The 26,413-nt window shown below is 70.6% G+C and carries 20 protein-coding genes and 1 tRNA gene; 9 read left to right on the top strand and 12 right to left on the bottom strand.

The window, feature by feature from the left end:
• Window positions 1–104: 104 nt before the first annotated feature.
• Entirely contained in the window at window positions 105–752 is a 648-nt protein-coding gene (locus tag AC07DI_RS04335; RefSeq protein WP_478902086.1) for a CoA transferase subunit B, read from the bottom strand.
• Window positions 752–1,558, bottom strand: coding sequence for a CoA transferase subunit A (locus AC07DI_RS04340; protein ID WP_478902087.1), 807 nt, complete (start codon window positions 1,556–1,558; stop codon window positions 752–754). The genes AC07DI_RS04335 and AC07DI_RS04340 overlap by 1 nt, the downstream gene beginning before the upstream one ends.
• Window positions 1,559–1,790: 232 nt before the next feature.
• On the opposite strand from AC07DI_RS04340, the gene AC07DI_RS04345 reads away from it, so the two are divergent.
• Window positions 1,791–2,279, top strand: a complete 489-nt coding sequence (locus AC07DI_RS04345) for a MarR family winged helix-turn-helix transcriptional regulator (RefSeq protein ID WP_478902088.1) — start codon at window positions 1,791–1,793, stop codon at window positions 2,277–2,279.
• 6 nt (window positions 2,280–2,285) lie between these two features.
• Here the strand turns inward: AC07DI_RS04345 and AC07DI_RS04350 are convergent, their stop codons facing one another.
• The 3 genes from AC07DI_RS04350 to AC07DI_RS04360 form a co-directional block, all read right to left on the bottom strand.
• Window positions 2,286–3,236: a DUF3048 domain-containing protein gene (locus tag AC07DI_RS04350; protein WP_478902090.1), complete on the bottom strand. Its 951-nt coding sequence runs from the start codon at window positions 3,234–3,236 to the stop codon at window positions 2,286–2,288.
• 39 nt (window positions 3,237–3,275) lie between these two features.
• Window positions 3,276–5,108, bottom strand: coding sequence for a hydroxysqualene dehydroxylase (locus tag AC07DI_RS04355; protein WP_478902091.1), 1,833 nt, complete (start codon window positions 5,106–5,108; stop codon window positions 3,276–3,278).
• Window positions 5,109–5,371: 263 nt separating this feature from the next.
• Window positions 5,372–6,442, bottom strand: coding sequence for an ATP-dependent DNA ligase (locus tag AC07DI_RS04360; protein WP_478902093.1), 1,071 nt, complete (start codon window positions 6,440–6,442; stop codon window positions 5,372–5,374).
• Window positions 6,443–6,516: 74 nt separating this feature from the next.
• On the opposite strand from AC07DI_RS04360, the gene ligD reads away from it, so the two are divergent.
• Window positions 6,517–7,548 (top strand): non-homologous end-joining DNA ligase, encoded by a 1,032-nt coding sequence (ligD, locus tag AC07DI_RS04365; protein ID WP_478902095.1) that lies wholly within the window; start codon window positions 6,517–6,519, stop codon window positions 7,546–7,548.
• Window positions 7,549–7,596: 48 nt separating this feature from the next.
• Here ligD and AC07DI_RS04370 read toward each other — a convergent pair whose 3' ends face one another.
• Together AC07DI_RS04370 and AC07DI_RS04375 are read right to left on the bottom strand one after the other, a co-directional pair.
• Window positions 7,597–9,816, bottom strand: a complete 2,220-nt coding sequence (locus tag AC07DI_RS04370) for an OmpL47-type beta-barrel domain-containing protein (protein WP_478902096.1) — start codon at window positions 9,814–9,816, stop codon at window positions 7,597–7,599.
• The gene (locus AC07DI_RS04375; RefSeq protein WP_478902098.1) at window positions 9,813–12,338 is read right to left on the bottom strand and encodes a ThuA domain-containing protein; all 2,526 of its coding nucleotides are present in this window, start codon (window positions 12,336–12,338) and stop codon (window positions 9,813–9,815) included. Before AC07DI_RS04375 ends, AC07DI_RS04370 begins: the two co-directional genes overlap by 4 nt.
• A 213-nt stretch (window positions 12,339–12,551) precedes the next feature.
• Here AC07DI_RS04375 and AC07DI_RS04380 point away from each other — a divergent pair, with 213 nt between their 5' ends.
• From AC07DI_RS04380 to AC07DI_RS04390, 3 genes are all read left to right on the top strand, one after another.
• Complete coding sequence (locus AC07DI_RS04380) at window positions 12,552–13,550, top strand: multicopper oxidase domain-containing protein (protein WP_478902288.1); 999 nt, start codon at window positions 12,552–12,554, stop codon at window positions 13,548–13,550.
• A 177-nt stretch (window positions 13,551–13,727) separates the two neighbouring features.
• Window positions 13,728–13,934 carry a hypothetical protein gene (locus AC07DI_RS04385; protein ID WP_384247629.1) on the top strand — a complete coding sequence of 69 codons (207 nt, stop codon included), beginning with the start codon at window positions 13,728–13,730 and terminating at the stop codon, window positions 13,932–13,934.
• A 282-nt stretch (window positions 13,935–14,216) separates the two neighbouring features.
• Window positions 14,217–15,248, top strand: a complete 1,032-nt coding sequence (locus AC07DI_RS04390) for a LacI family DNA-binding transcriptional regulator (RefSeq protein ID WP_478902100.1) — start codon at window positions 14,217–14,219, stop codon at window positions 15,246–15,248.
• Window positions 15,249–15,270: 22 nt separating this feature from the next.
• Here AC07DI_RS04390 and AC07DI_RS04395 read toward each other — a convergent pair whose 3' ends face one another.
• Complete coding sequence (locus tag AC07DI_RS04395) at window positions 15,271–16,509, bottom strand: glycoside hydrolase family 64 protein (protein WP_478902102.1); 1,239 nt, start codon at window positions 16,507–16,509, stop codon at window positions 15,271–15,273.
• 235 nt (window positions 16,510–16,744) lie between these two features.
• On the opposite strand from AC07DI_RS04395, the gene AC07DI_RS04400 reads away from it, so the two are divergent.
• Window positions 16,745–17,536, top strand: a complete 792-nt coding sequence (locus AC07DI_RS04400; RefSeq protein WP_478902103.1) for a VOC family protein — start codon at window positions 16,745–16,747, stop codon at window positions 17,534–17,536.
• A 71-nt stretch (window positions 17,537–17,607) separates the two neighbouring features.
• Entirely contained in the window at window positions 17,608–17,856 is a 249-nt protein-coding gene (locus AC07DI_RS04405) for a WhiB family transcriptional regulator (protein WP_384247623.1), read from the top strand.
• A gap of 93 nt (window positions 17,857–17,949) precedes the next feature.
• On the opposite strand, the gene AC07DI_RS04410 is transcribed toward AC07DI_RS04405, so the two are convergent.
• Together AC07DI_RS04410 and AC07DI_RS04415 are read right to left on the bottom strand one after the other, a co-directional pair.
• Window positions 17,950–18,432, bottom strand: coding sequence for an RICIN domain-containing protein (locus AC07DI_RS04410; protein ID WP_478902105.1), 483 nt, complete (start codon window positions 18,430–18,432; stop codon window positions 17,950–17,952).
• 285 nt (window positions 18,433–18,717) lie between these two features.
• Window positions 18,718–21,189: a hypothetical protein gene (locus tag AC07DI_RS04415; protein ID WP_384247620.1), complete on the bottom strand. Its 2,472-nt coding sequence runs from the start codon at window positions 21,187–21,189 to the stop codon at window positions 18,718–18,720.
• A 113-nt stretch (window positions 21,190–21,302) separates the two neighbouring features.
• On the opposite strand from AC07DI_RS04415, the gene AC07DI_RS04420 reads away from it, so the two are divergent.
• Together AC07DI_RS04420 and AC07DI_RS04425 are read left to right on the top strand one after the other, a co-directional pair.
• Window positions 21,303–21,374: transfer RNA gene (locus tag AC07DI_RS04420), tRNA-Gly, on the top strand.
• Window positions 21,375–21,402: 28 nt separating this feature from the next.
• Window positions 21,403–22,770: an SDR family oxidoreductase gene (locus tag AC07DI_RS04425; RefSeq protein ID WP_478902107.1), complete on the top strand. Its 1,368-nt coding sequence runs from the start codon at window positions 21,403–21,405 to the stop codon at window positions 22,768–22,770.
• 91 nt (window positions 22,771–22,861) lie between these two features.
• On the opposite strand, the gene AC07DI_RS04430 is transcribed toward AC07DI_RS04425, so the two are convergent.
• Entirely contained in the window at window positions 22,862–23,833 is a 972-nt protein-coding gene (locus AC07DI_RS04430; protein ID WP_384247617.1) for an acyl-ACP desaturase, read from the bottom strand.
• A 254-nt stretch (window positions 23,834–24,087) separates the two neighbouring features.
• A complete protein-coding gene (locus AC07DI_RS04435; RefSeq protein ID WP_478902109.1) occupies window positions 24,088–26,403 on the bottom strand; it encodes an ATP-binding cassette domain-containing protein in 2,316 nt (771 codons plus the stop codon).
• Window positions 26,404–26,413 lie beyond the last annotated feature (10 nt).

Here is a 26,413-nt window from a genome sequence, read left to right on the forward strand (position 1 = left end):
GTCGGTGTCGGTGTCGGTGACGGTGACGGGGTCGGTGTCGGTGTCGGTGTCGGTGGGGAGGGACATTCTCGGGCCTCCTCGGCTCTTCACGTTGGGGCGCGGGTTCAAGGTGCGAAGCCCGTGGCGACGCGGACTTCGGCCGCGGTTCTGGCGGTGATCTCCTCGGCGGAGACACCCGGCGCCGACTCGACGAGCTCAAGACCGTCGCCCGTCACGTCGAGCACACCCAGGTCGGTGATGATCCGGTCCACGCAGCCCTTGCCGGTGAGCGGCAACGCGCACTCCTCGACGATCTTCGGTGTGCCGTCCTTGGCGGTGTGCGTCATGACGACGACGACCGTCCGCGCGCCGTGCACGAGGTCCATCGCCCCGCCGATACCGGTGATCATCTTGCCGGGGATCGCCCAGTTGGCGAGGTCCCCGCGCGCGGAGACCTGCATCGCGCCCAGTACGGCGACGTCGATGTGACCGCCCCGGATCATCCCGAAGGAGAGCGCCGAGTCGAAGAAGGAGGCACCGGGCAGCACGGTCACCGTCTCCTTGCCCGCGTTGATCAGATCCGGGTCGACATCCGCTTCGGTGGGGTAGGGGCCCACGCCGAGGATGCCGTTCTCGGACTCGAGGACCACTTCCACGCCCGGTGGCAGGTGGTTGGGGACCAGTGTGGGCAGCCCGATGCCGAGGTTCACGTACTGTCCGTCCCGGAGTTCGCGCGCGGCGCGGGCGGCCATCTCCTCCCGGGTCCAGGCCATCAGCGTGCCACCGTCCCGGTCGCCGTCGCAGCGGCAGGAGGAACTGGGGCAGGCGTCGAGACGGTGCGTCGTTCGATGCCCTTGTCGGCGGCCTGCTCAGGGGTGAGCGCCACCACCCGCTGCACGAAGATCCCCGGCAGATGCACCGCGTCCGGTTCGATCGCACCCGGCTCCACCAGCTCCTCCACCTCCGCGACGGTCACGCGTCCGGCCATCGCCGCGAGCGGGTTGAAGTTGCGGGCGGACTTGGCGAACACGAGGTTCCCGTGCCGGTCGCCGCGGGCCGCGCGCACCAGGGCGTAGTCGGTACGGATACCGCGCTCCAGGACGTACGGGATGCCGTCGAACTCCCGTACCTCCTTGGCCGGGGACGCGACGGCGACCCCGCCCTCACCGTCGTAGCGCCAGGGGATCCCGCCCTCGGCGACCTGCGTGCCGACCCCGGCGGGGGTGTAGAACGCGGGGATGCCCGTGCCGCCCGCCCGCAGCCGCTCGGCGAGCGTGCCCTGCGGAATCATCTCGACCTCCAGTTCGCCGCCCAGGTACTGCCGCGCGAACTCCTTGTTGGCGCCGATGTAGGAGCCCGTCACGCGGGCGATGCGGCCCGCCGCCAGGAGCACCGCGAGGCCCGAGTCCATCGCCCCGCAGTTGTTGGACACGACCTCCAGGCCCGAGACCCCGGCCCGGTGCAGCGCCCGTATCAGTTCGTTCGGCACGCCGCTCAGGCCGAAGCCGCCGACCGCCACCGACGCGCCGTCCCGTACGTCGGCCACCGCGTCGGCAGCCGTGGCCACCACCTTGTCCATCCGTGTGCCCCCTCTCGCCCCGCCGATTAATCAGGGCACTGACTATTCCGGCGAGGATAGGAGCACGCCCAACTGCCTGACAAGACCCGCATAGTGCGGAGTTCCGGACGCGTACTGTTCAGTGCACCGACTACCCCGACTGCACCGACTACTGTGTCCGACGACCGAGCAGCTGCGGACCGGGCACCTGCGAAATCAGTCGGGGACCCAATCCGGCGGAGCGGAGGAACTCATGGCCGCGGTGGACCTCGCCACTCACCCCGGGCATCTGGCCCGGCGGCTGCAGCAGGCGCACCACCTCCTGTGGAACGCGATGGTGTCCGAGGAGATCACTTCGCCGCAGTACGCCGTCCTCAACGCCCTGGTCGCCGAACCCGGCCTCGACCAGCGCACCGTGGGGCAGCGGGTGGGCCTCGACCGGTCCACCATCGCGGAGGTCGTCGCCCGGCTGATCCGCCGCGGACTGCTCGACAAGGTCCGCGACCCGCGGGACGGCCGCCGCTTCCTGCTGAGCCTCACCGACGACGGCCTGCGCACGCACCGCAGGCTGACCGTGCGGACCGCCCGGATGAACCAGGTCCTCCTCGCGCCGCTCTCCGCCGAGGAGCGGTCCGTCTTCCTCGAACTGATCCAGCGGGTCGCGGACGCCACGGAGGATCTGCGCAACCCCGTGGAACCGGTCGAGGCGACCACGGCGACCACAGCGGCCGTCGTGGACTGACGCGGCTCACCCCTTCGCGTACACGACCCACACCTGCCCCTTCGCGAACGGCAGCGGCTTGCCGTCGGCCGTCGTGAAATCGGTGCCGCTCTCGGCCGACGGGCGCCTCCACCGGCCCTTGTAGGCGCGCCCGTCGCGCAGCACGCTCACATCGCCCTCGCCGACCGTCTCGGTGAACGGCGAGACGCTGCCCGCACGGTCGTGGAAGCGGGACGGCCGCACCTTCACGTACTGCACGACGACCGTCGACGGCCCGAGGGCCTTGCCGTCGGACGTCCGTGCCGCCCGCCCGTCCATCGCGACGCGCCAACGCCCCTCGTACTCCACCCAGTCGAAGGTGAAGCGGGCCGCGGGGAAGCGGACCGTCCGCCGGGTCTGCGGTGTGCCGCCGTCCGGGCGCGGCCCGAACCGGAAGCCGGTGCTCTCCAGGGCGCCCGCGCGCGGGGCGGCCTTCAAGGCGTCCGGGCGTACGAAGAGGTTGTGCGGCGCGACCCGCCTGCTGCCCCGGTAGTAGGCGTCGCCGGGCGCCTTGCCGGGCGGCAGCGCCCGCACCGGAGCGCCCGCGATCAGCGGAAGGAGCTTGGCCTGGGCCCCGGAGAACGCGAGCGTGGGCCGGTCGTCGAACTGGCGCAGGAGTTCGAGATCCGTCTCGCGCGCACTGCGTACGGGACCGACGGCGGCCGGCAGCCGGGACGCGAACACCGCCATCAGGCGGCTGAGCCCCGCCTCCACCTGCTCGACGTACACGACGTCCGCCGCGTCGATGCCGGTCTGCGGCCGGGCCGGGCCCACGTTGTCGATCTTCACGGCGAGTACGCCGCCTCTCCCCGGCCCCGGCGTGTCTCCGTCCGCCCCGGAGGGCTCGATCGTGCAGCCGGACACGAGGGCGGCGACGGCGATCGCCACCGCCGCCCCGGCCGCCCGTGTACGTGTCCGCGTCCGTGTCCGCCGTCTCATGCGGGAGTCCTACCCCATTTGCGCGGGGCCGTGGCCGCGTCAGCCGAGATCGAGGGCGTTCCGCAGGCCGAGCCGGTAGCGGGTGCGGTCGTGGCGCTTGAGGATCTCCAGCTCCGGGACCCGGTACAACGGCGTCACCGTGCACGGCTTCTGGCCCGAACCGGCCCGCTCAAGGAGAGCGTTGACCGCCTGGCGGGCGGCGGCGTTGGCGCCCTCCATCGTCGCGAGGTCGATGTCCACGGAGACGTAGTCACCGGCGAGGAAGAGGTTCGGGATCTTCGTGGCGGCCGACGGGCGGTTGTGGAACGTGCCGACGGGGTGGATGAGCAGCTGGTCCTCGTTGGTGGGGTGCGGCGTGCCGAGCCCGTCCACACCCGGGTCGAGGAACCACGAGTGCAGTTTGCTGTCGCTCAGGACCGTCTTCCCGGTGTCGTTGAGGGCGGCCTTGAGCTGTGCCCACACTTCCTTGGCGACCTCGTCGCGGGTGCACTGCTTGGCGGTCTTGCCGTACAGGATCCCCGGCTTGTCCCACTCGGAGATGTCCACCGACAGGCAGTCGACCGCGACGCCGTCGCCGTAGTCGGCCGGGAAGTCGCGCTCGGGCCAGTGTCCGGCCTGCGCGATGCCGGTGAGCGACCAGGGCGAGTCGATGAGGTTGAAGTGGCCCTTCACGACCGCCGGACGCTCCGTCAGGTAGAACTGGATGCCCGTCATCCAGTCCGTCTCCAGCTTGTCGCAGCGCGCCAACTGCGGGTCGGCTGCCTTGAGTTGCGCGCTCCAGGTGCGGCGCGCGTGCTCCACCGGCATGGCCTGGACGTAATGGTCGGCGGTGATGTCGCGCCGTACGCCTTCGGGGTCCTCGATGACGGTCTTGGTGATGCGGCCACCGTCGAAGCCCAGCTCCCGCACGTTCCAGCCGATCCGGAACTCCACGCCCAGCGCACGGAGATGGGATACCCACGGATCGATCCACGCCTCGTTGGTCGGTGCGTTGAGGATGCGGTCGGGCGGGCCGTCCGCGCCCTGGCCGAGCGCGTTGAGGACGAAGGCCTCGCCGAGCGTGCCGACGGTGCGGGTGCTGGCCTCCTCGGCCTTCGTCGCCACGATGTTCCGGGTCACGCCGATGGCGAGGATGCGCTGGTAGTCCTTGGACATCTTCGCTGCGCGGGTGAACTCCCACCAGGGCGTCGACTCCCAGTCGTCCTCGCGGCGCTCGTCACAGCTGGTGAGGAAGACCAGGGCGCGGTTGACGAAGTACGCGGCCTCGTGGGCCGGCAGGTTGAACGCGGTGTCGAGCAGCGCGGCGAGCGCCCGCCGGATGTCGTCGAGCGTGAGCTTCTCCGGCTCGCTGCCCGGCCAGGGGATCGGCATCCGGATGTCCTCGCGGCCGGTGCGGGCGAACATCATCTCGCGCGGGGCGACGAGGTTGTCCCAGACGCCGTTGGCGTTCCCGGGGAAGGGAATGCGGCGCATCGTGTCCGGGAGGTTGTGGTAGATGCCCGGGATGAAGCGGAAGCCGTGCTCGCCGGGCAGCGGCTTCCTGCCGCCTCTCGCGCTGTCCGGTACATCCATGCTGCGGGCCTTGCCGCCGAGCGCCCGGCGTTCATAGACGGTGACGGCGAAGCCGCGCTCGGCCAGTTCATGGGCGGCGGTCAGCCCCGCGACACCGCCGCCGAGCACCGCGACGGAGGGCTTCGCCCGCGGCGCGTCCGCTGCGCCCGCGGCGCCCGGTACGGCCGCCGCGGCGGGCAGCGCCCCCGCTCCCAGCGCCGCCGCCCCGCCGACCGCCGCGGCCCCCGCGACGAACCGCCGCCGCGTACTCCCCTCGGCTTCCCCGCGCTCCGTGCCCCGCCGCCGCATGTCCCGCCCCATGTCCGCCCCCATTACCGTCGGTAACTGACGTGTCAGGCGCAGGAGCCTACGGTGACGGCCGGTGGGGTGGAAGGTGCGCGGGGGCCCGGCCGAACATTGGCGCGATTGCGGTGCTTGCGGGGGCGGGCGGGGCGTGTGTGGGGGCCAGGGGTGCGCGAGGCGAAGGTGCGGACGTCCCACGCCCGCCGCTCACCCGCCGAAACCGAGGCCCCGGGTACGCCGCTCAGCCACCGGCCCCGACATCGAGCCCCCGGGTACGCCGCTCAGCCACCGGACCCGAACACGTCCGCCAGAGGGTTGCGGACCGGCTGCTCCAACTGGGCGTACGTGCAGCTCTCCGGGGTCCGGTCGTCGCGCCACCGGCGAAACGCGGCCGTGTGCCGGAAGCGGCGCCCGCCCTCCATATGGTCGTACGCCACCTCGCAGACCCGCTCCGGGCGCAACGGCATCCAGGAGAGGTCCTTCTTGCCCGACCAGCGGCTCGGGGCGCCGGGCATGCGGGCCGTCTCGTGGGCCGTCTCGTCCGTCCAGGCGGCCCACGGGTGCCCGGCCGCGGACTCCATCCGCAGCGGCTCCAGCTCGTCGACGAGTTCGGCGCGGCGCTTCATCGAGAACGCCGCGCACACGCCCACGTGCTGCAGGGCGCCCTCGTCGTCGTACAGGCCGAGCAGCAGCGAACCGACGACGGGGCCGCTCTTGTGGAAGCGGTAGCCCGCGACCACGCAGTCCGCGGTGCGCTCATGCTTGATCTTGAACATCAGGCGTTCGTTCTGGCGGTAGCGCAGGTCCAGCGGCTTGGCGATGACACCGTCGAGTCCCGCCCCCTCGAACTGCTCGAACCACACCTGCGCCGTCTCGGGGTCCGTGGTCGCCGGTGCCAGATGGACGGGTGGCGTGACGCCGGAAAGCGCCTGTACGAGGAGGGTGCGCCGGTCGGCCAGGCCGACGTCGAGCAGCGCCTCGTCCGCGAGGGCGAGGAGGTCGAACGCCACGAACGAGGCGGGCGTGCGGTCGGCCAGCGTCGTCACCCGGGAGGCGGCGGGATGGATCCGCTCGGTGAGCGCGTCGAAGTCGAGGTGCCCGTCCCGGACGATCACGATCTCACCGTCCACCACGCACCGCTTGGGCAGACGCTCCCGCAGGGCCGTCACCAGCTCGGGAAAGTAGCGGGTCAGCGGCTTCCCGGTGCGGCTGCCGATCTCGACCTCCTCGCCGTCGCGGAAGACGATCGCGCGGAACCCGTCCCACTTCGCCTCGTACTGCATGCCCGGCGGAATCTTCGCCACGGGCTTGGCGAGCATGGGCTTCACGGGCGGCATCACCGGCAGGTCCATGGCTCGATTCTGCTCCGTGCTGCGGCGTATCGCCCGGTGTGCGGCAAATGCCCGACCCGCCTAGCCTGGCTCGCATGGGTGCAGCCAACGGCAAGAGCGCGGCCGTGCAGATCGACACGGGGGAGCGGGAGGTGCGGCTCTCCAGTCCGGACCGGGTCGTCTTTCCCGAGCGGGGGTTCACCAAGCTGGACCTCGCCCGGTACTTCGTGGCCGTCGGACCCGGCATCCTGCGCGCGCTCAGGAACCGCCCCACCACGCTGCAGCGCTATCCGGACGGGGCGGCCGGTGAGTTCTTCTACCAGAAGCGCGTCCCGAAGAACCATCCCGACTGGATCCCCACCGCCACCATCGTCTTCCCCAGTGGCCGCACCGCCGACGAGATGTGCCCCACGGAGCTGGCCGCCGTCATCTGGGCCGCCCAGTACAACACCCTCACCTTTCACCCCTGGCCGGTGCGGCGCGACGACCTCGACCACCCCGACGAGCTCCGCATCGACCTCGACCCGCAGCCCGGCACGGACTACGCGGACGCGGTGCGGGCCGCGCACGAACTCCGTGCCGTACTGGACGAGTTCGGCGGCCTGGTGGGCTGGCCCAAGACCTCCGGCGGCCGTGGCCTGCACGTCTTCGTGCCCATCGAGCCGCGCTGGACCTTCACCCAGGTGCGGCGGGCCGCGATCGCCTGCGGGCGGGAGCTCGAACGGCGGATGCCGGGCGCGGTCACCACGGCGTGGTGGAAGGAGGAGCGCGGTGCCAAGATCTTCGTGGACTACAACCAGACCGCCCGGGACCGCACGATCGCCTCCGCCTACTCGGTACGCGCCCGCCCGCACGCCCCCGTCTCGGCACCGCTGCGCTGGGACGAGGTGGACGACGCGGCCCCGGAGGAGTTCGACCTCGCGACCATGCCGACCCGCTTCGCCGAGGTCGGCGACGTCCACGCGGCCATGGACGAACGGGCGTACTCCCTGGAGGCACTCCTCGAACTGGCCACCAAGGACGAGAAGGACCATGGGCTCGGCGACCTGCCGTACCCCCCGGAGTACCCGAAGATGCCGGGCGAGCCGAAGCGGGTACAGCCGAGCCGGGCGAAGCGCGGGGACTGACCCGGTGCGCTCCGCCCGGCCCGGCCCGGGGACTGGACCAGAGATCCCCTACAGCTCCTTGATCCGCACGTCCCGGTACGAGATCACATCGGTGACCCCGTGCACCTGGAGCCCGAGGTAGCCGGACGAGTACCGCCGCCCGTCCGTGCCCGGGTCGTCGGCGCGCGGGGGCGTGAAGGCCTGGCCGCCCGTGTTGTCGAACTCGTTGATCAGGGTGCCGTTGCGGTAGACCGAGTAGTGCTGGTCCACCACGCGGATCTCGTAGTCGTTCCAGGTGCCCTTCGGGGTGACGCCCGCGCCGGCGAGACCCACCCGGTCGAAGCCGTAGACCGACCCCGTCTTGTACATGTCGCCGTCAGGCTTGTCGAGCGCCTGGATCTCGTGCCCGTACTTGATGGCGACCCACTCCGGACGCGATTCCTCCGGGTGGTCGTGGACCTGCGGGAAGCGCACGAACACACCGCCGTTGGCGTTGCCGTTGCCCGGCGCGTCGTCCCGCCACTGGAGCTTCAGCGAGAAGTCGCCGTACTTGCGCTGGGGGTACCAGAGCATGCCCATGCCCTCGACGGTGGTGCTGCTGGTGATCGAGCCGTCGGGGTTCAGGCCGAACTTGCCGCCGCCGACCTGCTCCCACTTGTTCAGGGAGGCCTGGGTGCCGTCGAAGATCTTGCGGTAGCCCTCCGTCTGGCCGGGCTTGCCGATGCCGGACTGCTTGGCGGCGCGGTTGATCTTGTTGTACTCGCGCTGGTCGATCTCACCCGCCCTGAGGAGCTTGTCCGTCACGCTCTTGACGTGCTTGAGGAAGAGCGCCTGCGACGTCCACTCCTTCTCGTCCTCGATCAGCTCGCCGACCCGGCAACGGTTGTTGGTGACCCGGTTCGGGATGCCGGTGTCGACCGTGCCCACGAAGACCGTCAGCCGTTCGTCGAACTCGGGGCAGTTGGGCGCGGGCACGCCGCCCCCGTCGGTGACGGTGAAGGAGACCGTCCTGGCCCCGGCGGTGTTGCCCGCCTTGTCGCTCGCCCGGTACGCCACGCTGTGGCGCCCCGCGCGGTCGACGACGACCGGCGCCCCGTACGCGAGGTAGGGGCCGCCGTCGAGTGAGTACTCCACCTTGTCGACGCCCGAGTCGGCGTCCGTGGTGGTGACCGTCACCTTGGCCCTGCCGAGGTAGGCGCCGTCCGAGTTCCTTTCGCCCTCGACCTTCGCCGAGGTCTCCGGAGGCGTCTTGTCCTGCACGGGCGGTGCGACCACCGTGAACTCGACGGACTTCTCGGCCGCCTGGTTGCCGGCCTTGTCGGCGGCGCGGTAGCGGACCTTGTGGGCGCCCGTCTCGTGCACCATGACCGGCGCGGTGTACGCGGTCCAGGCGCCGTCGCCGATCGCGTACTCGATCTTGTTGACGCCGGAACCGGTGTCCGACGCGGTCACCGTGACCGTCGCCATCCCGATGTACTGACCCTGGTCGTTCTTCTCACCGGTCACCGTGGTGGACGTCTCCGGCGGCGTCCTGTCGTCCGTCGGCGGCGCGACGACCGTGAAGTCCACGGACTTCTCCGCCGAGACGTTGCCCGCCTTGTCGGTGGCCCGGTAGCGGACCTTGTGCGTGCCGACCCGGTCGACGACGACCGGCGCGGTGTACGGCTGCCAGGCGCCGTCCGCCCCGAGGGCGTACTCGATCCTGTCGACGCCCGAGCCCTCGTCCGTCGCGGTCACCGCGACGGCCGCCGAACCGACGTACGCGCCATCGGAGTTGGTGGCTCCCTCGACCTTCGCCGAGGTCTCCGGAGCCGTGGTGTCCTGGCCGCCGCCCTCGGTCACGACCAGGATTCCCTGCATCGAGCCGTGGCCGGGGATGGTGCAGTGGTAGCGGTAGCGGCCCGGGGTGAGTGTCACCTCGGCGGTGTGCTTGCCGCCCTGGTCGTCATTGGGGTTGGCCAGGATGTTCAGCGTGACATCGTTGTTGTACTCCGGGTCGGAGGTGTCGAACGTCAGCGTGTGCGGCATGCCCGTCGTGTTGCCGGTCGCCTCGCTGTTCTCGAAGACGATCGTCGCCGGGCCCGCCACCGCCGTGGTGGGCGCCGACCGGTACTTGGCGATGTCGTTGTCGGCGGTCCAGGTGAGGGTCTGCGCCGCGGCCGGAGCGGTGTCGTCGGGGCGCGCCACGGCCGCCGTCGACGTCAGGCCGAGCACCATCAGGAGCGAGGCGAACAGCGCTGTGTACAGTCTCCGCCCGCGCCGGGACCTCGTCGTGTGGGAACGCATCATCCCGCCTTCCTCGCCAGGTCGTCGGCGGCCGGGGTCGCCGCGCCGCCCTTGTACGTCACGCGCCACAGCGCCGACTTGGCGTCCGAGGTGAAGAAGCCCCTGCCGTAGTCGAGGACGTACAGCGAGCCGTCCGGCGCGAACTTCCAGTCCATGAGGTTCTTGATGCCGTCGTTGCCGATCGGAATGATCTTCTTCAGCGATTCGGCGTGCACGGGCAGGCCGCCGCTGCCGGCCGTCTTCGGGTCCATGAGCACCGCGTGCCGCGGCTGGTCGGCGTCGTAGAAGTCACCGACGAACCACTTGCCGTCCCAGTACGAGGGCCACTTGTCGGCGCCGGCGTTGGCCGCGTCGTAGCGGTAGACCGGGCCGTTCATGGTCGCCTGGCCGCCGCCCTTGAGCCACGGCAGGAGGATCTTCTGCTCCTCCGTCCTGTAGCTCGGCACGCCCTTCGCGTCGCGCGGGTAGTCGACGCCGCCGCCCTGCGGCGAGTACCAGATGTTGTTCGGCTCGGCCGGCGGGATGTTCACCAGGCCGTCGTTGTTGGGCGACTCGTTCTTGAGGTTCTCGCAGTCGTACCAGCCGAGCGGCTTCGTCGGGTCCGGCAGATTGCGGTCGCGGTAGGGCTGGTTGTTGCCCATGCAGTACGGCCAGCCGCGGTTGGAGGCGTGGGTGATCGCGGCGAACGTGTCGTACTTCGCCGGGCCCCAGGTCGTCGACGGCGCACCGGCGTCCGGGCCGACCCAGCCCGCGTACAGCGTGTCCGTCTTCTTGTCGATGCTGATGCGCGCCGGGTTCCTGACGCCCATCACGTAGATCTCGCCGCGCGTCTTGCCGCCGCCCTCGTCCTGCTCCTTGCCGGTGAAGAGGTTCCCTTCGGGGAGCGTGTACGTCCCGTCGGGCTCGGGGTGGATGCGCAGGATCTTGCCGTTGAGGTTGTTGGTGTTGCCCGCGGTGCGGCGCGCGTCGGCGAAGGAGACGCCCTTGAAGTTCGGCTGCGGGTTGTTGCCCGAGTAGCCGTCGCTGAATCCGGAGGAGTTGTTGTCACCGGTCGCGATGTACAGGTTGTTCTTGGAGTCCCAGGCCATCCCACCGCCCGCGTGGCAGCAACTGTGGATCTGCACCGGCCACTTGAGCAGCACCTTCTCGCTGTCCATGGCCAGCTTGTCCGTGCTCCGGTCGAGCGTGAAGCGGGAGACGTAGCGCTCGGCCATGTGCGTCTCGCGGTTGATCCTGGAGTGCGGGGTGTAGTGCAGGTACACCCAGCCGTTCTGCTCGAACTTCGGGTCGAGCTCGATGCCGAGCAGGCCCTCCTCGACCTTGGTCAGCTCATCGCCGCCGCCCTTGTTGCCGAAGACGGTCAGCGCGCCCGCGAGCGTCGACTTCTTGGTCTTCGGGTCGTAGACGTGGATCTCGCCCGTGCCCTTGCCGACGTCCGGACTGTTCCAGTCGGTGACGACCGGCTGCGAGGAGTCGGCGCCGCCGCGGCCGATGTAGAGGACCTTGCCGTCGGGCGCGGTGACCAGCCCGTGCGGCTCGCCGATCTGGTCGTTCCTGCCCGGCTGGTTGGGCTGGGTGAGGCGCTCCGCCTTGTAGTTGGCGTTGATCGTCGCCTTGCAGTCGGCGCGCGCGAGGCGGGTGGTCCAGAGCAGGGCGCCCCGCAGATGGCTGCGGAAGTCCGCCTCGTCGTAGGAGGCCGCGGTGCCGCCCATGCCCGTGTAGAAGGAGCGGCCGCCGTCGTAGTCGCGGCACCAGGACACCGGGTGGTCCGCGCCGTTCTTGCCGGTGCCGGGCTGGTACGTCGACTCCCGTACGCGGGCGACCGTGTGCACGTCGCCGGAGGGGTTCTTCGTCCAGTTCAGCCACCGGTCGGGGCGCTTCCACTGGAGCGGCAGGTCCTTGGTGGCCGGATTCTCCCGGTCGCCCACCTCGACGGTCGCCCGCTGCACGTTCGTCGGTCCCGCGTCCGACGGCCGGGCGCCGACGAGTCCGGTGAACCAGTTCGAGTACGGCTCGGCGCGGGCCGCGTCGTGGATGCCGAGGAAGCCGCCGCCGGCCTCCATATAGGCCTCAAGACCCGCCTCCTGCTCGGGGTCGAGGATGTCGCCGCCGCCGGTCAGGAACGCCACGGCGTTGAACTTGCCGAGCTTGCGCTCGTTGGTGAAGACGGCCGGGTCGTCCGTCGCCTCGATGGTGAATCGCTGCGCGGCCGGGCCGGATTGGCCGATCTTCTCGATGGTCTCGATGCCGGCGTCGACGACGGGGGACTCGTCGCCGCCCGCCGCCGAACCGTGGAAGACCAGCACCTTCACGTTGGCCCCACCGGGCGGCGAGGGGAGGGACATCGTTGTCAACGGCGGTTCCGGGTACGGCTGCGCGGACGCGGCCTGCGCGGAGAGCGCCCCGGTGACCAGGGCTCCCGAGGTCAGCGCGGCGGCCCAGGCCCGCCGCGAACGGTTCGGTCCCGGTCGCGTTCTGCTCAACCCTCGTACGGTCAAGGGTCCTTGATGCGGTATGAGCCGCATGAGTACACCCACCCCTCGTCGGTCACAGCAACAGCGCCGACGAAGCTAGACCTCTTTTCGCAACTCGCCAATAGGTATCACCGCGATAGCACCAACTTTGTCCTGAGTGTGGATAAACAAAGATCCGGCCGATACCGTGTGGCCGTCCCCGGGGCCTTCGACGCCCCGTCAGTCTCCCTACCGCAGCGGGGGTTCGTCATGGCACGACGGAACGTGGACAGGCGGAGTTTCAACCGGCGAATGCTTGTGGGCGGCGCGGCGGCGGCAGCGGGGGTGACATCGTTGTCGGTCGCGGGCGCGCCGGACGCGAGCACCGCCGAGGGGGCACCGCGGACCGCGCCCGCGGGCGGCGAGGTCAAGCGCATCAAGATGTACGCGGAGAAGCTCCCCGACGGGCAGATGGGGTACGGCCTGGAGAAGGGCAAGGCCTCCATACCCGGGCCGCTCATCGAGCTGAACGAGGGCGACACCCTGCACATCGAGTTCGAGAACGCCATGGACGTGGACGCCAGCCTGCACGTCCACGGCATGGACTACGAGATCTCCAGCGACGGCACGCGGCACACCGGCAGCCACGTCGAGCCGGGCGGCAAGCGCACGTACACCTGGCGCACGCACGCCCCGGGCCGCCGCAAGGACGGCACGTGGCGCCCCGGCACGGCCGGCTACTGGCACTACCACGACCACGTGGTCGGCACCGATCACGGCACCGGCGGGGTGCGCAAGGGGCTCTACGGGCCGCTGATCGTGCGGCGCAAGGGCGACCTGCTGCCGGACAAGACCTTCACGATCGTCTTCAACGACATGACGATCAACAACAGGGCGGGCCACGACAGTCCTGCCTTCGAGGCCACGGTGGGCGAGCGGGTGGAGTTCGTCTCGATCACCCACGGCGAGTACTACCACACGTTCCACGTACACGGTCACCGCTGGGCGGACAACCGTACGGGCCTGCTCACCGGCCCCGACGACCCGAGCCAGATCCTCGACGACAAGATCACGGGTCCCGGCGACTCCTTCGGCTTCCAGGTCATCGCGGGCGAGGGCGTGGGGGCCGGAGCCTGGATGTACCACTGCCATGTGCAGAGCCACTCGGACATGGGCATGGCGGGCCTCTTCCTGGTGAAGAAGGCGGACGGCACGATTCCGGACTACGAGCCGCACCGTGCGGCCGCGTCGAAGGAGGGCGCGGGGAAACACGGCCACGACTGAGAGTCTGGCTCCGAGGCGTTCCCGAACTTGTTCCGCGGCGTCGTTCGCCGGCGTCGTTCGTCCCGTTGGGTGATGCTCGCGGGGTGTCTCGGCGCCGTGCGTGCCGTAGGGCGGGCAGGCTCGTTGCTGTTCACGAAACGTCCCGTATTGAGCAAGAGGTGAACTTCTGTGCGTCGAATGAGCATCGCCCTGGCCACGGCCGTCGTGGCCATCGGCCTGGCCGCTCCGATGGCGAGCGCCGCCGCCGTCTCCAAGTCCGGGCCGCCCTTCCCCTACGCGGACTGCCTGGCCGCCACCAAGAAGAAGGGCGAGTCCCCGTCCCACGGCAGGTGGCACTGCGACCAGTTGGTGAAGAAGGGCTGGGTCTCGCCGCCGAACCGCTGATCGTCCGGCGGACCTTCCGGTACGTCCGGGTCACCTCGGAGTGATCGCGGAGTACGGGCGGCCTTCCCGGTGATCCTCGACTCCGTCGTGGAGTACGAGAGATCACCGGGAAGGCCGTTGTGGTGTGTGCGGTGTCGCGGCCCGCTCGCGCGCCACCAGGTGGTCCAGGGCCCCGCGGGCGCTCGGCGCCGACTGGGTGCCCGCTGTCCGCCCCTCGTCGGCACGCCCCGGAGGTGATACGGGAGGATGCCTCCTGACACCGTCAGGGAGGAGTGACCGAAGGTGACCGAGGAACCGCGCCCCACCCTGGAGGCCGTGGCCGCACGTGCCGGGGTCTCCAGGGCCACCGTCTCCCGTGTCGTCAACGGCGACCCCGGGGTGCGGGAGGTACTCGCGGAGAAGGTGCGGCACGCGGTCGACGAACTGGGCTACGTACCCAATCGCGCCGCCCGCAGCCTTGTCACCCGGCGCCACGACGCGGTCGCCGTGGTGATCGCCGAGCCCGAGACGCGCGTGTTCGCCGACCCCTTCTTCGGCCTCCAACTGCGCGGCATCAGCAAGGAATTGACATCACAGGACATTCAGCTGGTGCTGCTGCTCACCGAGGGGCGGGACGATCACGAGCGGGTTGGCCGGTATCTCGCGGGCGGCCATGTCGACGGCGCCCTCGTCTTCTCGCTGCACCTCGACGACCCGCTGCCCGGCATCATCCGGCGCGCGGGGGTACCGACCGTGTTCGGTGGGCGCCCCGGCTGGCCGCAGGGGAGCACGGAAGGGCCGAGCGCGCCGTACGTGGACTGCGACAACCGCGGGGGTGCGCGCGAGGCGGTGCGCCACCTGGTCGGTCTCGGCCGCGAGCGCATCGCGCACATCACCGGCGCCCTCGACCAGACCTCGGCGGTCGACCGGCTCGACGGATTCCGCGACGTGCTGGCCGACGTGGATCCGCGGCTGATCGCCGAGGGCGACTTCACCCCGGCGGGCGGCGAACGCGCGATGCGGGAACTCCTGGACCGAGTACCGGAGTTGGACGCGGTCTTCGCCGCCAACGACCTGACCGCGTCCGGCGCCCTGCGGGTGCTGCGCGAGCTGGGCAGGAGGGTGCCGGACGATGTGGCGGTGGTCGGCTTCGACGACATGCTGCCGGTGGCCGAGCAGACCGATCCGCCGCTGACCTCGGTCCGTCAGGACATCGAGGAGATGGGGCGGTTGATGGCCCGGATGCTTCTGCGGGGCAGGGCGGGCGGGGCGCCCGCCGCCGAGCCTGCCGGTGTGGTCCTGCCGACGTCGCTGGTGCGCAGGGCCTCGGCGTGACGTGACGTGGCCGGGGGAGCGGTCAGGAACCGACGCTCACGGTGAAGCGCCGCGGGTTCCCGTCGTGCGCCGCTCCCGACACGTCGGGCTGCCCGTCGGGGCGCACGTCGTCGTACGGGAAGGCGTACCCGATGGGGGAGTTGGCGTGCACCACCCGTGACCAGTGATTGGTCACCGCGTCCCGGTAGTAGTCGGCCGATGACGTGCCGTTCGGCTGCTCGGGGTGGGTGAGCATGATGCTGCGGTTGAAGCCCGCCGCCAGCCGGGCGAGCAGGGCCTTCTTGTCGTCGGGGTCGTTGGGATTGTTGGCGAAGGGACCGTGGTTGCAGGTGAAGATGTCCTTCGAGGTGGGCTTGGTGAAGGAGTGGCCGCCGTTGAACGTCAGTACGCCGCCGCTGACGCGCCCGGTGAACACGCCCCGGCCGCCCTGCAGGTCGATCCTGAGGTCCGTCGAGCGGTACTTGTCCCACACCCGGTCGATGTAGCCGTTCCATACGTCGCGGAACGGCATCTGGTCCGGCCTGTCGAAGTACGGCGCCATGAGGTTCTGTGGCGAGATCACCCGCAGCACGCCCCCGCCGCCACCGCGGATGACCAGCTTGTCCCACGGCTGCCCGTCCTTCGCCGCCTGCGCCGCGAGGTCGGCGGCGATCCTGCCGACGGCGCCGTCGGGCAGCGGGGCGACGGTGTGTCTGCCGTCGCCCTCCAGGGTCAGGCCGATGGGCAGCGCGGTCACCAGGTCGACGTAGCTGATGTTGGCGTAGAGCTGCTGGGAGTTGAAGGTGAACTCGCAGAACGACCACGTGCGGCCGTAGTTGGGGTCATCGCGGGTGGCGAAGGCGGGCTCGACCAGGGCGGGGCCGGGATTGAGGAAGAAGTCCAGCTTGTCGTCGCGTACGAAGTAGACACGGGCGCCGTACATCTGAGGCAGCGTCAGGACCTTGGGGGCGGAGCCTGCGGCGCCGAGGGGGATGGCGCAGTCGACGGGCAGCGGGGTCCGGGGCGCCGAGGGGGAGTCGGGGCGGTAGACGCCGCCGTCCGGCCTGAGCAGCACCCAGCGGTCGGTTCCCTGCTCGTGGCCGGTGACGTAGGCGCGGACCTGGCCGGGGAGCGACTTGTTCGCGAGGGCCAGCTCGCAGGTGGCGGGCGCGGCCTTGCCGCCCGCCCGGGCGCCGGGACTCAGAGCGCTGCCCCAGACGGGGTAGGTGAGGGCGCCCGCGGCGCCGGCTGCGGTGGTCAGGAACGTTCGACGCGATATCACGGAAGGTCTCCTGCGCGGTTGCGTGGGGGGTGTGTGGGGGTGGTGCACCACTGTCCCGACGGGCGAATGCGGCGTCAAGAGTTGTGACTGAGAGCGCTCTCAAAAATGTTCTCGCTTCATCAAATGACGACGGCTTCCCGGCGGCTTCGACGGCGGCTTCCTGGCAGCGGTGGATTGTCAGTGGCGGGTGCCAGACTCGGAAGAACGGAGGAGACATGCGACAAAGGAGTCGATCATGCTCAACAACCGTTTCACCACCGGCGCCCCCGTCTGGGTGGACATGTGCGCCCCTGACCTGGGCGGTGTCGGCGATTTCTACCGCTCGCTCTTCGGCTGGGAACTCCAGCGCGGCGGCGAGGACGTAGGTGGCTACAGCCAGTACCAGCTGTCCGGCAGGACCGTCGCGGGCGCCATGGCCCTGCCGGCGGAGGAGGGCTCCCCGGCCTGGACGGTCTACTTCCGCACACCGGAGGTGGACGCCACCGCGAAGGCGGTCGAGCAGGCCGGCGGCAGCACGCTCTTCGGAGCCGTCGACGTACTCGACCTCGGCCGCATGGCGGGCCTCGCCGACCCCGCGGGCGCCGCGTTCGCGGTGTGGCAGCAGGGAGAGCTCAAGGGCCTCGATGTCCTGAACGAACCGGGCAGCCTGGTCTGGACCGAGCTGTACACACCGGACGTCCCCGCGGCCGTCGCGTTCTACGGCGCGGTGTTCGGCTGGCAGACCACCGAGGCGGCCTTCCCCGGCGGGAGCTACACGATGGTGCATCCCGCGGACGGCACGCCGGACGACATGTTCGGCGGCGTGGTACCGCTCGCGGCCGACCCCGCCGAGGCGGAATCGGGCCCCTACTGGCTGCCGTACTTCCAGGTGGACGACTGTGACGCCGTGGCCGAGAAGGCGCGGCAGGGCGGCGGCACGGTCCGGATGGAGCCGGTCGACATGGAGGGCGTGGGCCGCTTCGCCAAGTTCGCGGATCCGGCGGGTGCGCGGTTCGCGGTGCTTCAGCCGGCCGCTGCCGGGGAGTAGGGCGGGCCGGGGAACCGTGCGTTGATCAATCGTTGATTGCTTGTTTCGCGCGGTGGGACACCATCGGTGGCATGCAGATCGACATGACAGCCGAGCCGGAACTCGCCTGGCAGGAGCAGGCGCTGTGCGCCCAGACAGGAGCCGACTTCTTCTTCCCCGAGCCCGGTAGTTCGGTGCGCGAGGCGAAGGACATCTGCCAGATGTGCGAGATGCGCTCGGCCTGCCTGGAGTACGCGCTGAACAACGACGAGCGCTTCGGAGTCTGGGGCGGCCTCTCCGAAAAGGAGCGGTACGCCCTCAGACGCGAACCCCGGGCTTGAGAGCGCGTCCCCCTGGGCTGAAGCCCAACGGAAGTTTGCGCCAGCGAGCCGGACATCGCGTGGGACATCGGTGTCCGGCTCGCTCACGTGCGTCTACTGACCGGCGAACTGCTGATAATTGAGGCCGTTGCAGCCGAAGGCGCGCAGCCCGTACGCGCCGCTGTCGTCGATGCACCGCCCGGTGTTCTCGTTCTTGAAGGTGAAGCTGCCGTTGCCGTTGCGGTAGAGAGCCCACCGCTGGTAGTTGAGGCCGTTGCAGCCGAACGAGCGCAGCCCGTACGCGCCGCTGTCGTCGATGCAGCGCCCGGTGTTGCCGTTCTTCAGGACCCAGTTGCCGTTGGACTGACCGGTCATGGCCCAGTACTGGTAGTTGAGGCCGTTGCAGCCGAAGGCGCGCAGCCCGTACGCGCCGCTGTCGTCGATGCACCGCCCGGTGTTGAGGTTCTTGATGGCGCCGGTGCTGTCGGGGTGGGCGGCGCCGGCGTGGACGGTGACGGCGTCACGCCCCAGGGAGGGCGTCGGGGGTGTGGAGGCTCCGGCCGCGCCGGCACCGACCAGTACGAAGCCCGCTGCCATCGCAAGTGCGGCGCGGATGTGAGGTGTGCGTCTCGCCAAGAGCGGATGCATGTTCACTGTGCCCCCTGTAGATGTTCACTGTGCCCCCCGTAGATAGGGAGGGGCGCCTGCTCTGAGATGGGCAGGCAGCCGGTATGGGCAGTGAAGCGCAACCGGCAGGGGCAGACGCTAGGCCCCGTGATGCGGACCCACCAGACCAGAATCGGCCCAGAGGTGTGAATGTCCAATTTTCGGGATTTGGTGCGCTCTCTCGGAGCACTTCGCGCTGCCGCTCGGGTTCCTCCCTCAGCCGTACGTCACGACGAACCGCCGCGTCCCGGCGGGCACCTGCACGTCGTCGCCGGTCACCGGTAGTTCCCGGTCGTCCGCCGACACCGACCTGACGGGTCCGAACCGGCACGGGTACACGTATCGCACCCCGCCCGGCGCCTGGGTGACCTCCACCGTCACGGACCGTCGGTCGGTGTCGTGCGTGAGCCGGTAGCCGAAGGGCTCGCCGAACAGTGTCGGCGCCGAGTCGACGGCCACCGTCTCACCGTCGGGTACCCAGTGGGGGCGGACGCCCGGCGCGATGTACAGGTGCGGGTCGTGGTCCTCGTCCGCCTCGAAGAGCAGGATGTCGCGGATCAGGAGCAGGTACTCGGCGGCGGCCCAGCCGTGCGGGATGTCGCCCATGTACCAGTGCCGGGACGGCACCTCGTGGAAGTCGGAGGCGACGGTGAAGGCGTGCTGCTCGTTCCACGCGCCGAGCGCGACCGCCCGCTCCTGCGTGCGGGGGAAGGACGCCCGTACCGTCCAGTCGAGGAGCGCGTCCATCCGCGCCGGATCGCCCGCGAGCAGGTACGCGTGCGCCAACTGCAGGGTGAGGTAGGGCCCGTAGGCGTTCCACGCGGCCTCGTGCCGGTAGCCGCCCGACACGAAACGGGCGTACATGGTGTCGAGCGTGCAGCGTGCCGCCGCGTCGATGTCCGGGCCCAGCTTGCTGCCCATGTGCAGGCGCAGCGGATGGAAGAAGGCCGCGGCACCGATCATCGTCGAGTCGAGCCGGCCCACGTCGCCCGGCCCGGTCGGGATGTACGTCTCCCAGGCCCCGCGCCCGCGCTGCTCCGCCAGGACCCAGCGGATCGAGGCCGCCGTCGCGCGCTTCACGTCGTCGAAGGCGGCCCACAGTTCGGGTACGTCCGGCGATCCGATGCGCTCCGCGAGCCGCGCCGCCTCGTACAGGCCGGCCAGCGCCCACAGGTCGTCCCAGTAGTGCGGCTTGTCGCGCTCGCCCAGGTGCTCGGCGCTCCAGCCGCTGTGCAGCAGGCCGTACTGGTCACGGTTGTCGCGCAGCCACCGGGCGCCGTCGGCGACGTACGGCGTGTAGAGCTTCGCGCCGAACGCGGCGGCCCGGCCCTTCGTGCGGTCGAAGCGGCCGATCGCCCAGAGCGCCTGCCCGTTGCTGTCCCACTCGCGGTCGTCACGCTCGTGCGGGCCGCCGTAGAACCCGTACTCGGCGCACGGACCGATCCGGCCCGTGCCGCGGTTGAACTTCAGCGGGTAGTGCGTGCCGAGCTGATGCTCGGCGAGCGCGCCGTCACCCACCAGCGAGCAGGCCGTGGCCTCGACGGAAGAGTCACGGATCCAGAACGAGTCGTAGACCGTGGGGCCGGGGTGGATCTCCCCCTGGTCGGAGAGGATGAGCAGCTGGGCGCGGGACTCGCGGAAGAGGTCCGTCAAGTGCACGACGGGGCGCGGCAGTTCGGGCTGCACGCCCTGGCCGAGCAGTTTCGACGTCCAGAACGCCCGGTTGGCCTCTTCCAGGTCGGCGGCCGGTGTCGCCCTGATCTCGGCCAGGTCGTCGGCCCCGCTGTACAGATCGACGGGCAGCCGCACATCCAGCTCGAACACCTCGTCGTCGATGACCCGGAACGGCCAGGCGAACGCCGCGCTGCACAACCCCGCGATCTGGTCCTGCGCCTGTCCGGCGCCGTTCAGCTTGCCGCCCATCACCAGGTCGTGGAACGGACTGTGCGCCAGGTACGCGGCGGGGTCGTAGCTGAAATCGGGGTTGCCGTACACCCCGTACTGCTCGGGAGCGGTGTCGAACACCGGACCCCAGCCGCTGTTGGTCTCCACCCGGTTCTCCGCCGGAAGATGACGCAGGAACGTCAGCCTCCGGTCGGTGATCTGCCGCCCGTTGCGGTCGTGCCGCTGGAAGCCGCTCGGACCCGTCGGCATGACCGCCGCGCACAGCCAGCCCTCGCGCGGCTGCCCGGTCGCGCTGCCCACCGTCAGCCGGGTCACCACCAGATCGCGCTGCCGCGCGCCCACGGTCGTCGCGAAGGTGCGCTGCACGAGCGCGACGCCGTCCGGCGTGCGGAAGTCCGTGAGGACGACCGGCAGATGCGGGGCCTCCATGCGCTGCGCCACCGTGCCGCCCTCGGCGAGCTGCGGCAGGTGCAGGGCTCCCGTCGCCGGGTCGTACAGGAAGAAGAGCAGGCAGTACTTGTCGTAGACCGGCTCGATCTCCCCGGCCTGGCCGATCAGGGACTCCTGGCGGTGGTCCTTCACGCCCACCATGTGCCAGTAGCGGTAGAGGGCGTTGGAGGCCAGCGCGGCCTCCTTCGATTCGTACGTGCCGGAGTCGAAGTCGTCGCTCCAGCGCCGGAAGGCCTGCTGCGCCCACCACGGCACGGGATAGGGCACCTGCGCCCTGCCCGCCCAGCTGCGCCACATGACCTCGTAGAACATCCACTCATGGGTCTGCGCCATGGGTTCACCCCCTCGCCCACAGTTGCACCGCAGGGGGCGGTCGTAAATCGATGCGACACAGGCGCGCGGCCACCGTTACGATCCTGGGGTCGCACGCGAGGCGTGTGACGGGGGGTCCTGTAGAGCAGAGGCAGACTCGCCGCCTTTCCAGGGCGGATACGCCGGTTCGAATCCGGCCGGGACCACGGGAACGGAACACGCGGGGCGGGGCGCATGGGTCAGAGCGGCGGGATCAGCGAGCGGGACCTCGCGGCCTTCCACGACGTGGTCGGCAGACTGCGGGAACTGCCCGTCGACGACCCGGTGCGGCTGCGCGCCGAGCAGGTCGCCGCGTCCTTCGCCCGCGACGGGCGGCTGCGCAGACGCAAGGCGCGCGGCGCCGAACTGTCCGCCGCCGACGCCGCGGCCATGGCCGCCACCGCGACCGGCGCGGGTGACCGCCGAGAGGACGCGCCGCTGGTCGCCGAGGGCACGGGCGGTACGTTCCTGCGCCCCCGCCCCTGCTACGTCTGCAAGACGTCGTATCGACAGGTCGACTCCTTCTACCACCGGCTCTGTCCGGACTGCGCCGCCGACAACCGCGCCCGGCGCGCCCTCACCACGGATCTCCGCGGGCGCCGCGCGCTGCTCACCGGGGGCCGCGTGAAGATCGGCTTCCAGCTGGCCCTGATGCTGCTGCGCGACGGCGCCGACCTCGTCGTCACCAGCCGCTTCCCGCACGACACCGAGCGGCGCTTTCGCGCGGTACCGGGCAGCGGGGCCTGGCTGGACCGCCTCACCGTGCTCGCCGTCGACCTGCGCGACCCGCGCCAAGTACTCGGCCTGTGCGAGGAGTTGCGCGAGGCGGGCGAACCGCTCGACATCCTCGTCAACAACGCGGCCCAGACGGTCCGCAGGCCGCCCGGATCGTACGCGGCGCTCGCGGCGGGCGAGGCGGCGGAGCTGCCCGCGCTCGCCCGCAGCGCCCCCGGCTTCCGGCCGATGCGGACGGAAGCCCACTCCGCGGGACAGGGGGCGCTCGCCCTCGTGCTGCGCGACGCCGAGGGGACGGGGTTGTCACGTGACGCGGACGAGGCGGGCCTGCTGCCCGACCTCTCGCCGGAGAACTCCTGGTCCGCCCGGCTCGGTGCCCTCGACCCCGCGGAGGTCCTGGAGACCCAGCTCGTCAACGCGCTCGCCCCGGCCCTGCTCTGCGACCGGCTGCTGCCCCTGCTGCTGGCCTCGCCGCACCCCCGCACGTACATCGTGAACGTGACGGCGGTCGAGGGCCGCTTCGCCGTGCGCAACAAGCTGGGCGGGCACCCCCACACGAACATGGCGAAGGCCGCCCTGAACATGCTCACCCGCACCAGCGCCGCCGAACTCGCCGAGCAGGGTGTGCACATGTGCGCCGTCGACACCGGCTGGATCACGGACGAGAACCCGGCGCCCAAGAAGGACCGCATCGCGGGAGCGGGTTCCCGCACGCCCCTCGACGTGGTGGACGGCGCGGCCCGCATCTACGACCCGATCGTGCGCGGCGAGGCGGGCGATCCCGTCTCGGGCGTCTTCCTCAAGGACTACCGGGAGGCGGCGTGGTGAGCGGGGACGTGGACGTCGCACCGGCCTCCAGAACCGGAACACGCCGATGCGAATCCGGCCGCCCCGTCCCCGCACCTCCGCACCTGTGAGGTCAGGCGCCGCGCGCCGCCATCCGCGCCTTGCGGGCGGCCAGCCTCTCGTCGAACTTCGAGGCCTCCGCGTCGAGACCGTTCATGAAGAAGCCCAGCTCCTCCTGGGCCTTGAGCCCCTCGGGGCCGAGGCCGTCGATCTCCAGGACCTTCAGGAAGCGCAGCACGGGCTGGAGCACGTCGTCGTGGTGGATGCGCATGTTGTAGACCTCGCCGATGGCCATCTGCGCGGCGGCCCGCTCGAAGCCCGGCATGCCGTGTCCCGGCATCCGGAAGTTGACCACGACGTCCCGCACGGCCTGCATCGTCAGGTCGGGCGCGAGCTCGAAGGCGGCCTTCAGCAGGTTCCGGTAGAAGACCATGTGGAGGTTCTCGTCGGTGGCGATGCGCGCCAGCATGCGGTCGCAGACCGGGTCGCCGGACTGGTGTCCGGTGTTGCGGTGCGAGATGCGGGTCGCCAGCTCCTGGAAGGCGACGTACGCGACGGAGTGCAGCATCGAGTGGCGGTTGTCCGACTCGAAGCCCTCGCTCATGTGCGCCATCCGGAACTGCTCCAGCTGGTCCGGGTCGACGGCGCGCGAGGCGAGGAGGTAGTCGCGCATCACGATGCCGTGGCGGCCCTCCTCGGCCGTCCAGCGGTGCACCCAGGTGCCCCAGGCGCCGTCGCGGCCGAAGAGGGAGGCGATCTCGTGGTGGTAGCTGGGGAGGTTGTCCTCGGTGAGCAGGTTGACCACCAGGGCGATGCGACCGATGTCGGTGACCGGGGACTGGCCCTTCTCCCACGCCTCGCCGTCCTCGAAGATGCCGGGGAAGTTGCGGGCGTCGGAGAACGGGACGTACTCGTGGGGCATCCAGTCCTTGGCCACCTTGAGGTGGCGATTGAGTTCCTGCTCGACCACTTCCTCCAGCGCGTACAGCAACCGGGCGTCGGTCCAGCTGTCCGTGCTGCCGAGGTGGGGAGAGGTGATCGTCACGTGGGCTCCAGAAGGGGGACGGGAGTGTCTTACGGCAATGCGAGCGGTGCACTACCTACGGTGTCGTAGGTTACGTTGCCGTAGGTTAAACCCGCCGTAAAGAGCCTGTGAGACCGGGCCCCACCCGTCACCAGGGCAACAACCGCCTCATTGCTGGTCAGGCGCCCGGTTCGCGCGGCGACACTGAGAGGGACGTCACACGGCCTGTCGGCTTCGACCGGCTCTCCGCGCGAGGGGCCGGGCCGTGCCGCACGTCATGCGGCGCGCTCCCGGGCCAGGCCCGGCGCGCCGCGCAGATGCTCCGCCGTGAACGATCCCCCGGCGCCCAGGAGCTGCGCGGGCGTCCCCTCGAACACGACCCGTCCGCCGTGCTTGCCGCCGTCGGGGCCGAGGTCGATCACCCAGTCCGCGTGCTTGACGACGTCGAGGTTGTGCTCGACGACAAGCACCGTGTTGCCCGCGTCGACGAGCCGGTCGAGAAGGGCGAGCAGCCCGTCGACGTCCGCCATGTGCAGACCGGTGGTCGGCTCGTCCAGGACGTACGTCGTGCCCGTGCGGTGCAGCTGGGTGGCCAGCTTGATGCGCTGGCGCTCGCCGCCGGAGAGGGTGCTCAGCGGCTGCCCGAGCGCGAGGTAGGTCAGGCCGACGTCGCGCAGGGCCCGCAGCCGGCGGCGTACCGCAGGGTCGTCGAAACGCTCGAAGAAGTCCAGGGCCTGCCCGGCTGTCATCTCCAGGACGTCCGCGACGGACCGGCCGTCCACGGTGAGCCGCAGCACCTCGTCCTTGAAGCGGCGCCCCTCGCACGCCTCGCACGTCGTGGTCACCGGGTCCATGAACGCCAGATCGCTGTAGATGATCCCGCGCCCCTGGCAACGCTCGCACGCGCCGTGGGAGTTGAAGCTGAACAGACCCGCCTTCGCGCCGGTCTCCCGCGCGAAGAGCCCCCGCACCGTGTCCATGATCCCGAGATACGTCGCCGGGGTGGAGCGGCCCGAGATGCCGATGGACGACTGGTCCACGACGACGGCGTCCGGGTGCGCCGCGGTGAACGCCTTCGACACCAGCGTGCTCTTGCCGGAACCGGCGACGCCGGTGACCGCCGTGAGCACCCCGGTCGGCACCCGCACGCTCACGTTCTTGAGGTTGTGCAGATCGGCGCCCTCGATCCAGTGGCCGCCGGTCGCCTCGCGCGGGCGCTCCTTGACGCCGGTCGTGCGCCGCAGGTGGCGTCCGGTGAGGGTGTCGGCGCGGCGCAGCTCGTCGGGGGTGCCCTCGAAGACGACGAGACCGCCGCCGGCACCGGCCGCCGGGCCCATGTCGACGACGTGGTCGGCGACCGCGATGACGTCCGGGTCGTGCTCGACGACCAGGACGGTGTTGCCCTTGTCGCGCAGCCGCAGCAGGAGGTCGTTCAGGCGTCCCACGTCGCGCGGGTGCAGCCCGACGCTCGGCTCGTCGAAGATGTACGTCATGCCGGTGAGGCTGGAGCCGAGGTGGCGGACCATCTTCAGGCGCTGCCCCTCGCCGCCGGAGAGCGTGGACGTCTCGCGGTCCAGGCTGAGGTAGCCGAGGCCGATAGCCTCGATCCGTTCGAGGGCCGCGACGGCGGCGCGCGCGATCGGCCCCGCCACCGCGTCGTCGATGCGGTCCAACTCCCCGATCAGGTCCGTGACTTCCATCCGGGTGCAGTCCGCTATGCCGAGGCCGCCCACGCGGGTGGCGAGCGCCGCCGGGTTGAGCCGGGCGCCGCGGCAGGCGGGGCAGGGGCCCTCGTTCAGGAACCCCTGCACCAGGTCGCGGGTCCTCTGGGAGAGCGTCGACAGGTCGCGGTTGAGGTAGAGCCGTTCGAAGCGGTCGGCGAGCCCCTCGTAGTCGATGTCCCGCGCGCCGCCCGTGTTGCCGACGCTGACCTTCCTCTTGCGGCCGTTGCCGCGCAGCAGGAACCGCCGCTCCGCTTCGGTGAACCGGCCGACCGGCTTGTGCGGGTCCAGATCGGTGGTGTTGGTGTAGGTCTGGCCCTGCCAGGTTCCCGCGGCGAACGGCGGGAAGAGGATCGCGCCGTCCGCCAGGGACCTGGCGGGGTCGAGGAGGCGGTCGTAGTCGGGGCGCACGGTGCGGCCGAGGCCGTCGCACTCGGTGCACATGCCGGCCGGGTCGTTGAACGAGTATGCCGTCGCCGGGCCCGCGCTCGGCGTGCCGTACCGGGAGAACAGCACGCGGATCACGGAGTAGATGTCCGTCATCGTGCCCACGGTGGAGCGCGAGTGGCCGCCGATCGGCCGCTGGTCGACGACGATCGCGGGGGAGAGCTCCTCGATGGCGTCCGCGTGCGGCCGCTCGTACTTCGGCAGCCGGTTGCGGACGAACCAGGTGAAGGTCTCGTTCAGCTGGCGCTGCGACTCCACCGCGATCGTGTCGAAGACGACCGACGACTTCCCGGACCCTGACACCCCCGTGAAGACGGTGAGCCTGCCCTTCGGAATGCGCAGGCTCACCTCCTTGAGGTTGTTCTCCCGGGCCCCTTCGATGGTGATGTACGGGTGTGTTCCCTGGTGTGTGTCCTGGTGCATGCATCCGAAG

This window comes from Streptomyces sp. NPDC044106, from assembly GCF_056433985.1.